Raw genomic sequence first — 12,311 nt, 5'->3', positions numbered from 1 at the left:
CGTTTTAAGCTTCTAACCAATTCTTAATCATCTCATCTCCAAATGGTGTTAAAATAGATTCTGGATGAAACTGAACACCGCGAACATCATACGTTTTGTGACGTAAAGCCATCACTTCTCCTTTTGGACCAACTGCTGTAATTTCTAATTCTTCAGGAAAATCTTCATTTGAAACTACCCAAGAATGGTAACGTCCGACTTCTAAATTTTTCGGTAAATTTTGGAATAACACTTCGTCTTTTATTACTTCAATTGTAGATTCTACTCCATGAAAAACTTCTTGTGTATTTAATAATTTCCCTCCAAAAACTTCTCCAATTGCTTGTTGCCCTAAACAAACGCCAAAAATAGATTTTGTTGAAGCATATTTCTCGATGATTGGTTTCAATAAATTGGCTTCATCAGGAACTCCTGGACCTGGAGAAAGTAATATTTTATCATAATTATTCACATCTTCCAAAGTAATTCCATCATTGCGAACAACGGTAATATCATCGGCGAATTTCTTTAATGAATGCACTAAATTATAGGTGAACGAATCGTAATTATCGATAACTAAAATTTTCATAGTTTATAGGTTTTTAGCGATTTCTATTGAGCGACGAAGCGCTCCTAATTTATGATTGACTTCTTGTAATTCATTTTCTTCGGCCGATTTGGAAACAACTCCAGCACCAGCCTGAAAATATAAGGTATTTTGTTTGCTGACGAACGTACGAATCGCAATCGCCATATTGATATCTCCATTAAATCCTAAATATCCAATTCCGCCACCATAAACGCCACGATTTTGATTTTCGTAACCGTCTAATAATTCCATTGCTTTGAATTTTGGTGCGCCAGAAAGTGTTCCTGCAGGAAAAGAATCTGCAAAGACTTTCATCGTATTTACGCTTGAATCCAATTGAGCAGTTACTTTTGAAACCATGTGAATCACATGTGAGAAATACTGAATTTCTTTGTATTGTGCGACTTTTACATCAGCAGAATTTCGACTTAAATCATTGCGAGCCAAATCGACCAACATCACATGCTCTTCATTTTCTTTTGGATCAGCAATTAATTTTTCGGTCAATTCTTTATCCAAAGTTGGACTTCCAGTTCTACGAACTGTTCCTGCAATAGGATGAATTTCTGCATGATTATTATTAATGATAATTTGCGCTTCTGGTGAAGATCCGAAGATTTTATAATTTCCGTAATCGAAATAAAACAAATAAGGCGAAGGATTTACAGAGCGTAAAATGCGGTAAACATTGAATTCGTCACCCGAAAATTTTTGTTTGAATTGACGAGAAGGAACTATTTGGAAAACATCTCCACGGAAACAAGATTGTTTACATTTTGTCACCATTTCTTTGAATTCATCATCTGTTAAATTGGATTGAATTTCACTTTCTACATTAAATGGATATTCAACAATTGATTTGTTATGAACAACACTTTTAATTTCAGAAAATTTAGAATCTATTTCATCATTTTGAAATTCGATGAATTGAATTTCATTGTGAAAATGATTGAACACCACAATATTTTGATAGAACGAATACGAAAATTCTGGAACCGTAGCTTCGTTTCCTTTTGCTGAAAATTTTACTGTTTCAAAATGTGGAATCGCATCCCATGCAATGTATCCAAATAAACCATTTACAGGTAAATCTTCTCCATTTTGAATCATAAACTGACTTGTAAATTTTTTGAATTTCTCTGTCAATTCTTGACCATTCAACGCATATTCTTTTGTTTCTCCATTCACATACGTTTCATTCACAATTCCGTTTGTAACTTTAAAAGTTGCGATCGGATTTAGACAAATAAAAGAGTTAGCATCTGTCTTCGAATGATAGTCAGAACTCTCTAATAATAAGGCATTCGGATAAATATCTCGAAGTTTCAAATAAAGCTGAACAGGAGTCGTTAAATCCGCTAAAACAGTTTCTTTCTGTATCTTAAAAGTTAAATTCATTTGTTAAATATTTAGGTTTAGAGCACAAAAAAAGGCTTGTCGGTTACGACAAGCCTTTTCTACATATAACTGCAAAGAGGTCTTACGAACCAACGTTTTGTTGTTCGATATTCCACCACCAGTTATTTGTAAATAATGTTTTCATTGGGACAAATTTAGAAAGGATTTTGAATTGTACAAATTATTTTTTGATAAATTTTTTAGTTGAGTGAACAATTGATATTTTTGAGTGAATAATAAAAACACAAACAAAATGGAATATAATTATAACAATCTGATTGTTGAAGTAGAAAATAAAATTGCGTTAGTTACTTTAAATCGTCCGCAAGCATTAAATGCATTGAACAAAGATTTATTAAATGATATTTCAAACTTTTTTACGGATGCGGATTCTGATTCTGCTATTCGAGTAATTATTTTGACTGGTTCTGGTGAAAAATCTTTTGTTGCCGGAGCGGATATCAAAGAGTTTGCAAGTTTTGATGGTCGTCAAGGTGAGCAATTAGCTGCAAAAGGGCAAGAAAATGTTTTTGATAAAATTGAAAATTCTAAAAAACCTGTAATCGCCGCAGTGAATGGTTTCGCTTTAGGAGGTGGTTTAGAATTAGCGATGGCGTCTCATTTTCGTATAGCATCAACTAATGCAAAATTAGGATTACCAGAGGTTACATTAGGTTTGATTCCGGGTTATGGAGGAACGCAACGTTTGCCAAAATTAATTGGAAAAGGTCGTGCAATGCAGGCAATTATGACAGCAGATATGTTTACAGCTGAACGCGCGCATGAAATTGGTTTAGTGAATGAAGTTGTTGAGCAAGCTGAATTAATTGATCGAGCAAAAGAAATTGCGACTAAAATATCCAAAAATTCTTCTGTAGCGATTCGTCACGCGATTCGAGCGATTAATGCGTCAGATAAAGACAATGGTTTTGAAGTTGAAATTGAAAGTTTCGGAAATTTATTTGATGAAGAAGATTTCAAAGAGGGAACAACTGCTTTTGTTGAGAAAAGAAAACCTAATTTTAAGTAATTTGCTTAAAAAATAAATCATCAAAAAAAGCTTCAAGATTACTTGAAGCTTTTTAATTTTACATCATGAAAAAAATAGTTGTTGGATTCATTTTGATGATGAGTTCTATTGTGTTTTCACAAGAAATTTATCAAGTTATAGCGCAAGAAGGATTGACAGTTAGAACAAGTCCGAATGGAAAACGAATTGGTAAAATTCCGTATGGATATCCTGTTAAAATTTCAGAAAAAGGTGAAGCGTTTGCAATTAAAGATAATGGTAAAGCAAAAAGTGGAAACTGGGTGAAATTAGATGTTAGCTCGTCTAAATTAATTTTGGAGGAAGGAGTTAATGATTCTTCTGCTCAAGGCGATTTGTATGCGTTTAGTGGTTATTTAATCACACAACAAAATTTTGTCAATCAATTCGAAACAGAAATTTCTACACATCCAGCTTTTAGCGAATTTTATTTAGCAACAGCTTACAAATGCTTCGCAATTAAAGGCGACTTTTTTGGTGACGGTGTGGTGGATTATTTATATAGAATGATTGATACAAAAGGAAATATCCGTTTATTTATTGTGAATAATATGAAAAAAGGAAGTCAAATTTATGGTTTGGGAGGAGCAAAAGATCCGTTCAAAATTACAAATTATGATTTCGGAACGTTGATGATGATTCCAAAAGGAACGCCACTTTTTTCGAATTATAAAGATGGAGTGAAACGAAATTTAAATGGAGTTTCTAAAAATGAAATCGTAACTTTAGATTATGATGCGATTTATGTGCATCAAGATAACGCAAAAGAAGGAGGATTTATTTACCGAAAAGATGGTAAATGGAATTGGCTGAACCAAAAATAAAACTAAAATAATTATGCAAAATATAGAAGGTAAAGTAGCTTATATAACGGGCGGAACAAAAGGAATTGGATTAGGAATTGCAAAATCATTGGTAGAAAATGGTTTGAAAGTGGCAATTTCTGGACGAAACATTGATGATGTTGAAAAAGCTCGTCATTATTTAGGAAATCAAAACGTATTGGCTATTCAGTCGGATGTGAGACATTTCGAAGATGAACAAAATGCAATTGAGCAAATTATTTCTGCGTTTGGACGTTTGGATATTGTGATTGCAAATGCTGGTTTAGGAAAATTTGCACCAGTTGATGAACTTTCTTTAGAAGATTGGAATGCGATGATTGATACTAATCTAACAGGAGTTTTTCATACGATAAAAGCGTCTGTTGAAGCACTAAAAGTTTCGAAAGGATATTATATTTCGATTGCTTCTTTGGCGGGAACAAATTTCTTTGCGAATGGAGCGGGTTACAATGCTTCGAAATTTGGCGTTGTAGGTTTTACACAAGCTGCGATGTTAGATTTGAGAAATTATGATATCAAATGTACAACGATTATGCCTGGTTCTGTGACTTCAAACTTTAATGATCATGTGCCAAATTCAGAGGATGGATGGAAAATTCAGCCCGAAGATTTAGGACAAATGGTAGTTGATTTATTGAAAATGAATCCAAATGTTTTGCCAAGTAAAATAGAAGTTCGTCCTACTAAAACAAAATAATTTAAAGATCTCGATAAGAGATCTTTTTTTATGAAAAAAATATTTCGTAATTACCAATAGTTTACATAGTTTCGTGGAAAAATAAGAAATACAATAAAGGTATTTTTTAACGAGCACTTTTTAATGAGTTTTAAAAAATCAGTCAATCATTTTCGTCGTACAATTATGCGTCGATTAACAGGAGGAATAGGTGATGGTAATTTGCCAAAAATAGACAAAGAAAAACCTCTTGAACTTAATAGAGTACTGATAAACAGACCTAATCAGCGTCTAGGAAATATTCTATTGATTACACCTTTGATTCAGGAAATTATCCGATATAATCCAGATGTTAAAATTGACTTATTTGTAAAAGGTAAGGTTGCCACGATTATTTTTGAGAACTATCCACAAGTTGATCAAATTATTGAATTACCTAAAAAACCTTTCAAAGAATTGATTCAATACGCTAAAGTTTGGCTAAAAATCAAGAAAAAGAATTACGATTTAGTGATTAATGTTGATAAAAATTCATCTTCAGGACTACTTTCGACTTCTTTTGCAAATTCTAAGTATAAAATTTTTGGAAATGAATTTGAAATGAATTCGAACCAAGAAATTCATATTCATCAAGCACAATATCCAGTTTATCAATTCAGAAAATATTTAGATTTATTCAAAAATAAAAAAGGAAATTTAGGTATTCCAATTCTAAATATTCAGTTAACAGAGCAAGAATCTACGAAAGGAATAGAAATGTTAAATGAATTGATTCAAGATCCTTCAAAGAAAACGTTGGCGTTTTTTACGTATGCAACTGGTGTAAAATGTTATGATGAGGAATGGTGGATAGAATTTTATAATTTATTTTATCCAAAATATTCGCAAGAATATAATCTAATTGAAATTTTACCTGTCGAAAATATTTCGATGCTAAATCATAGATTACCTACTTATTATAGTAAAGATGTGAGAGAAATTGCAGCGGTGATGAAAAGTTGCGAATTTGTGATTGCAGCTGATTCTGGTATGATGCATTTGAGTTGTGCTGCGCCTACAAAAACAATTGGTTTGTTTAAAGATCAAAGCTTCTTAGAGCGTTATAAACCTTATGGAGTAGGAAATGCTGTGGTCTTGATTAATAATGAAGATAAGGGGATTCTTGTTCAAGAAATGGATAAATTATTGTTTAAAAAGCTGTTTTTATTATTAAATAAAATTTGTATCGATTTGATATGAAGTAAATTAACTTCTACAAAAATATTTTAATTTCGTTTGATTATTTCATAGCTTTGTCCTTTGAAATAATATAAAAATGTCAACAGAGTTTACAATTATCATCCCAATTTATAATGAGGAAGATAACTTGATAAGATTGGAAGAAACAATGAATCAATATCTGTCAAAGTCAATAAAACAGACTGAAATTTTATTGATTAATGATGGATCTAAAGACAAAAGTTTGGCTCTTATGAAAGAGATTTGTAATAGAAATCAAGCTTTTCATTATATCTCTTTTGACAAAAACTATGGTTTATCTGCTGCTATAAAAGCTGGTTTTGATACAGTGCAATCAAAATGGGTTGGTTATATCGATGCTGATTTACAGACTGATCCAGAAGATTTCAATAAATTATTAGCGTTAGCAGATCAATATGATTTGGTGACTGGAGTTCGTGCAGATCGCAAAGATTCTTTCGTGAAAAACATGTCATCTAAAATTGCCAATTCTATTCGTAGAGCATTTACTAATGATGGAATGGATGATACGGGTTGTCCATTAAAAGTTATAGATGCAGAAAAAGCGAAAAAAATTCCGATGTTCAAAGGTTTGCATCGCTTTTTGCCAGCTATGATTTTATTACAAAACGGAACGGTTACTCAAGTTCCTGTCAAACATTTTCCTCGTATCGCGGGCGAATCAAAATTCAATTTATGGAACCGTTTATTAGGACCGTTAATGGATTGTTTTGCATTTGTTTGGATGAAGAAAAAATACATCAATTATAAAATTCAAGAAAGAGCGTAATGCCAAATTGGGTTATCATCAGTATTGGTTTTCTTGCACAAGCACTTTTTTCGAGTCGTCTTATTTTACAATGGATTGTTTCTGAAAAGAATAAGAAAGTTCTTACACCAAAATTATTTTGGGAAGTCAGCTTGTTTGCTTCGGTTTTATTGTTTTTTTATGGTTATTTACGTCATGATTTTTCGATTATGTTGGGACAAACTTTGACGTATTATATCTATATCAGAAATATTCAACTTCAAAATCATTGGAAAGAATTCCCGAAAATAGTACGCATTTTCTTGTATGTTTTTCCTGCATTAATTGTTTTGTATGGTTTCAATAACGGAATTTTTGATGTAGATTTATTATTCAAAAACGAAAAAATTCCTTTGTGGTTATTATCTTTAGGAGTCGTATCTCAGGTACTTTTTACATTTCGTTTCGTCTATCAATGGATTTATTCCGAACGAAAACACGAATCGCAATTACCAATGGGATTTTGGGCAATTAGTTTAACAGGATCATTGTTGATTTTAACTTACGCGATTATTCGAAAAGATCCCGTTTTATTTGTTGGTCATTTTATGGGATTTATCGTTTATGCTCGAAATATATTAATCAAACGAAAAGAAAAAAATGGTTCAGTGGATTAAGCAAAATTCAGTTTTATTTTTAATCATCGTAACAATTTTGATGTTGTTTGTCAATCTTGGTGTTTTACAAACGAACATTATGGAAGCTCGAAATATTATTTCGGCGCGAGAAATGGTACACGATGGAAACTGGATTTTTACTACGCTTAACGGTTTACCTCGTTATGAAAAGCCACCTTTACCAACTTGGATTACCGCTGCTTTTGGAAGTGTTTTTGGTTTCGAAAACTTTTTTTGGCTACGCATTCCAGTTGTTCTAATTACCATTTTATTGGTCGTTTGGTTCTATAAAACATTAACGCATTTCGATTTAACAAAACAACAAGTTGTTAATTCTTCATTGGTTTTAATCACTTCATTTTACGTGTTTTTCTCTGGAAGAGACAACAATTGGGACATGTACACGCATAGTTTTGTGATGGGAGCGATATTGTTTTTGGTGAAAGAATTTCAATCATCAAAATTTAATTTATTCAACTTTATTGCTGCATTTTTCTTGTTAGGATGTTCGATAATGAGCAAAGGTCCAGTTTCGTTGTATGCGTTATTTTTACCGTTTTTAATTGCTTATTTTATTGTTTATAGATACAAATTAGGAAGAAATTTAGGAATCACAATTTTAACGATAATATTAGGTTGCGTCGTAGGATTTGCATGGATGATGTATGTTAAATATTTTGATGCAGCACATTTTTTAGCAGCTTCTCAAAAAGAAGTAAACAATTGGCACAGTTACAACACTCGCCCAATTTATTACTATTGGAGTTTCTTTACACAATCGGGTTTATGGACAATTCCAGCTTTGGTTAGCTTGATTTATCCTTATCTAAAAAATAAAGTTGTAAACAAAAAAACTTATCAATTTGCTTGGTTATGGACAATTTTATCGGTGGTTTTATTATCTGTAATTCCAGAAAAAAAATCAAGATATTTATTGCCAGTTTTAATTCCATTAGCGATGAATATTGGCTTTTATATCGAATATTTACGATTAGAATTTAAAAATTTATCAAATAAAACCGAACGATATTTTACCAATTTTACGTTTGGTTTATACGGAATAATAGGAATCGCGATTTCAGTTGGTGTTTTTATTTATACAAAAGATCGTTTGTCAGAATTTTTAGTTTGGTCGATTCCTTTTGCTGTTGTTGGATTAATTTTAGGAATCTCAATTTTTAAAGGATTAAAGGTAAAATCATTCGAACAGATATTTTACTTAACTATTTTATTGATGTGCTCAGTTGTTGCGTTTGGATTTCCACTTTCCAAATTAACTTTTTCCGAAGAGTTATATTCTTCTGCCAAAAATCTAAAAAAATTAGAACAACATAATCAAATTAAAACATACGAATGGCAAAGTTTTGTTCCTGAAATAGTGTTGGATTATGGGACTTCAATTCCTGCAATTAACGATGGAAAGAAAACTATCTTTCCGAAAGAAGAGAAATTTGGAATGTTAGCAAGTCCGTCAGATTCTACTTTTTTTGCAGATCATTTCAATAATTATTCAATCAAAAAAATTGGTGTGGTTGATTTGAATCATTCTTCAAAAAATCAAAAAAATTATAACGATCGTATCAAAAGAAACTATTATTTGATTCAAAAAAAGTGATTAAATTTCGAATAAAATTTTTAGCTTAAATTTCCGTTATTCTAATAAAATCTTTTGCAGTTTCGGATTCTATTTTTTCTATGTTTTTGGTTAGTGAACAGTTTTGTTTTCGCTCAACATTTTGGGTGGAAAAATCCTAATTTTAGACAAGATTCTGTTCAACTTTCTGATACGATAAAGCTGCAAAATAAAGGAATTTTATCCGAAAAATTTCAAATTTTAGATTCAACAGGAAATCCAATTTCAAAAGAATTTTATACTATAAATTTCGAACGAAACGAAGTTTATTTCAATTCTTCAATCGCCAAACAAATGGTGAAAATTCAGTATTTTGTTAATCCAAAATTAGCCGAATCTGTTTTTTATGCCAAAAATCCGAATATCATTGTTAATGATGCAAAACCAGTTGATATTTTTCATCAAATAAAATCGAATTCAAAACAAGCGAACAAAAATGTTTTTGATGGTTTGAATAGCAAAGGATCAATGATTCGCGGTATTCGTTTTGGAAATAATCAAAGTGCTTCTGTGCAATCTTCGTTGGATTTGGAATTGTCAGGAAAATTATCAGATGATATTACGGTAAATGCGGCGATTGCGGATAATAATGTGCCAATAGAATCGGATGGATACACGCAAAATCTGCAAGAATTTGATAAAGTTTACATCGAATTAGCCAGTAAAAATTCGAAAATTCGAGCTGGTCATATTGATATTAATACAAATCAAGAAAGAGATTTTTTCAATCCATTCAATCAAAAAGTAACAGGTTTACAATTATCAACTCAGTTGAAAGGCGAAAAATCGTCTACCAATATTTTTGCTTCGGGAAGTATTACACGAGGCGAATTTATGCGCGTTAATTTTGTTGGACAAGACGGAAATCAAGGTCCTTACAGGCTTTCTGGAAAAAATAACGAATTGTATGTGATTATTATTTCGGGAAGTGAAAAAGTATATATTGATGGCGTTTTGTTGGAACGAGGCGAGCAAAATGATTATGTGATTAATTACAATACGGGCGAAATTTCTTTTACTTCAAATCGATTGATTACCGCAAATACGCGCATTAATGTGGAATATTTGTACAATTCTCGAAATTATTCGCAAGTTTTGCTTTATGGCGGCGCTGAATACGAATCGGAACGATTAAAATTGTCAGGTTTTTTCTTTTCTCAAGGAGATTCGAAAAATAATTCACTTGGAAATGATTTGACAGATGCTGAAAAGCAAATTTTGGCAAATGCAGGGAATGATCCAGATAAAATGTACACAGTTTCTGCAGAGAAAACGACGTTTGATTCGAATAAAATCTTGTATCGAAAAGTAGATCAAAATGGATTAGATATCTTTGAATATTCGACAGATCCAAACGATGAATTGTATCAAGTGGCTTTCACGTATGTTGGCGCTAATCAAGGAAATTATCGACAAATAAATGCGAATCAAAATGGTAAAGTATTTCAATATAACGAAGCAATTGCAGGAGTTTTACAAGGAGATTATGAACCAATAAAGCAATTAATTTCGCCTAAAAAATTGCAGATTTATACCTTAAATGGTCAATATCAATTGAAAAACAATGGAAATATTGGCTTTAACTTAGGTTTGAGTAATTATGATCAAAATTTATTTTCATCGATTGATGATCAAAACAATTCTGGTTTAGCAACTCGTGTTTATGGTGAAAAAACATTTTCTTTCAAAAATTGGAAAATTACTCCTTATGCGGAAGGGAATTTTATCAACAAAAATTATAAAAGTGCAGAGCGTTTACGAGTTGTTGAATTTGCACGAGATTTTAATTTGAATCAAGAATTAAGTGGCGTAAATCAGAATTTTATCACAGCAAAAATCAATTCATCTTGGAAAGAAAAATTTAATGCACAATATAAATTCGATTATCTTGAAAATATTGGTTTGTACAAAGGTTTGAGAAATCAACTTGATGCAAATTATAAAACTGAAAAATACGAAATCGTTGCGCAAGCAAATATTTTATCAACAAAAGCAACGCTTCAAAATACCAATTTTGCGCGTTATATGGTAGATGGAAAACGAAAAATTGGAAATAAATTTTGGGTTGGAGCGAGAGTTTGGGGCGAGAATAATGACATGGATGATTTGACAAAAAATCAAAAATCAGATTTAAGTTTTAAATGGAATGAATTTCAGTTGAAAGGAGGTTTTGCAGATTCGCTTGGTCATAAAATCGATTTGACGGTTTATCAACGTCAAGATGATTCGGTTCGTTTTGAGACTTGGCATAATATTCAACAAAGTAAAGGAGCTATTTTTAATTCAACTTTAATTCAAAAACAAAATCATCATTTAAGTTTAAATTTTCATTATCGACGAGTTAATTATAAATTTTTAGATGCGCCGAACGAAGATTTTATGACAGGAAGCGTAAAGTGGTATAAAGTTTTTTTCAATCAAGGTTTACAATTAAATGTTGATTATGAAGTGGCTAGCGGTGTGGAACCTCAGCGTGAATTTCAGTATGTAAAAGTTTCGGATGGAATGGGAATTTACAAATGGACGGATTATAACGGCGATGGAATTGAGCAAATTGATGAGTTTGAAGTGGCAGAATTTATCGACCAAGCAAATTATATTCGCGTGTATACGAATACAATCGAGTATTTGAAAACGAATAAAAATCAATTCAATTTTACGTTGCGTTTTCGTCCAAAACAAGTTTTTGATACCGAAAATGAATTCTGGAATCGTTGGATGTTTCAGCAAAATATCTCGGCAAGTAACTCGTTGCGCAAAGAAGGAACGACATTAGAATGGAATCCTTTTACCAATTCGGCTCAAATTTTGGGTAAAACAAGAAGTATTCGTTCGTCGATTTTCTTTAATCAAGGAACACAATATAAATGGTCGTCAAATTTTATTTACAATCAACAAGAATCCCAAACATATGTTTACACAGGTTCTGAATACCGTGATTCAGACAGTTATTTGTTGCAAGCGCGTTATAAGATTTTGCAAAATTTAATCGCAAGTTTAGATACTGAATATATGGTGATTAACAGCGATTCTGAGTTATTTTTGAGTAGACGATATAAGTTAAATAATCTTCGTTTATCCCCAAAAATGACTTATCAAACAGAAAAAAATCTTGTTGCGTCGTTGTTTTATAATTATCAAAATAAGAAGAATGTTTCGGGTGAAGAGCAATTAAATCAGTCGGATTTGGGAACAGAAATTCAATGGAACGGTTCGGATAAAATGAGTTTGTTGGGAAGTTTTAGTTTTATCAACAATAAATTTATCGGAAACCAAGAATCTGTTGTTGGAAATCAAATGATGGAAGGTTTACGTGCTGGAAATAATTTTGTTTGGCAGTTGCAAATCCAACGACAAATCACAAGTTTTTTGCAATTGAATATTTCGTATGATGGACGAAAAACTGAAGAAAATAAACCAATACATACGGGAAGTGTGCAAGTACAAGCGAGGTTTTAAATAATAATAAAAAAACGTTT

10 protein-coding genes are annotated in these 12,311 nt (G+C 31.6%); 8 read left to right on the top strand and 2 right to left on the bottom strand.

The window, feature by feature from the left end; translation table 11 throughout:
• Positions 1–4: 4 nt before the first annotated feature.
• Both B4E95_RS01995 and B4E95_RS01990 read right to left on the bottom strand, forming a co-directional pair.
• Positions 5–568, bottom strand: a complete 564-nt coding sequence (locus B4E95_RS01995) for an anthranilate synthase component II (protein WP_291063654.1) — start codon at positions 566–568, stop codon at positions 5–7.
• 3 nt (positions 569–571) lie between these two features.
• On the bottom strand, positions 572–1,966 hold the full coding sequence (locus tag B4E95_RS01990) for an anthranilate synthase component I family protein (protein WP_291063652.1): 1,395 nt from the start codon (positions 1,964–1,966) through the stop codon (positions 572–574).
• Positions 1,967–2,219: 253 nt separating this feature from the next.
• On the opposite strand from B4E95_RS01990, the gene B4E95_RS01985 reads away from it, so the two are divergent.
• From B4E95_RS01985 to B4E95_RS01950, 8 genes are all read left to right on the top strand, one after another.
• A complete protein-coding gene (locus B4E95_RS01985) occupies positions 2,220–2,996 on the top strand; it encodes an enoyl-CoA hydratase/isomerase family protein (protein WP_291089511.1) in 777 nt (258 codons plus the stop codon).
• A gap of 65 nt (positions 2,997–3,061) precedes the next feature.
• The gene (locus tag B4E95_RS01980; RefSeq protein ID WP_291089509.1) at positions 3,062–3,838 is read left to right on the top strand and encodes a hypothetical protein; all 777 of its coding nucleotides are present in this window, start codon (positions 3,062–3,064) and stop codon (positions 3,836–3,838) included.
• A gap of 13 nt (positions 3,839–3,851) precedes the next feature.
• Positions 3,852–4,556 (top strand): SDR family oxidoreductase, encoded by a 705-nt coding sequence (locus B4E95_RS01975; protein WP_038330800.1) that lies wholly within the window; start codon positions 3,852–3,854, stop codon positions 4,554–4,556.
• 123 nt (positions 4,557–4,679) lie between these two features.
• A complete protein-coding gene (locus B4E95_RS01970; RefSeq protein WP_291067887.1) occupies positions 4,680–5,774 on the top strand; it encodes a glycosyltransferase family 9 protein in 1,095 nt (364 codons plus the stop codon).
• A 76-nt stretch (positions 5,775–5,850) separates the two neighbouring features.
• The gene (locus tag B4E95_RS01965) at positions 5,851–6,564 is read left to right on the top strand and encodes a glycosyltransferase family 2 protein (RefSeq protein ID WP_291089506.1); all 714 of its coding nucleotides are present in this window, start codon (positions 5,851–5,853) and stop codon (positions 6,562–6,564) included.
• Entirely contained in the window at positions 6,564–7,199 is a 636-nt protein-coding gene (locus B4E95_RS01960) for a lipid-A-disaccharide synthase N-terminal domain-containing protein (protein ID WP_291067889.1), read from the top strand. The genes B4E95_RS01965 and B4E95_RS01960 overlap by 1 nt, the downstream gene beginning before the upstream one ends.
• The gene (locus B4E95_RS01955) at positions 7,183–8,814 is read left to right on the top strand and encodes an ArnT family glycosyltransferase (RefSeq protein ID WP_291089503.1); all 1,632 of its coding nucleotides are present in this window, start codon (positions 7,183–7,185) and stop codon (positions 8,812–8,814) included. Before B4E95_RS01960 ends, B4E95_RS01955 begins: the two co-directional genes overlap by 17 nt.
• Positions 8,815–8,907: 93 nt before the next feature.
• Positions 8,908–12,291, top strand: a complete 3,384-nt coding sequence (locus B4E95_RS01950) for a hypothetical protein (protein WP_291089500.1) — start codon at positions 8,908–8,910, stop codon at positions 12,289–12,291.
• Positions 12,292–12,311: the final 20 nt, after the last annotated feature.

The organism is Empedobacter sp. UBA7494 (genome assembly GCF_002478465.1).
In the GTDB taxonomy this organism is placed as follows: Bacteria; Bacteroidota; Bacteroidia; order Flavobacteriales; family Weeksellaceae; genus Empedobacter; species Empedobacter falsenii_B.
This window is presented reverse-complemented; position numbering and strand designations above follow the sequence as displayed.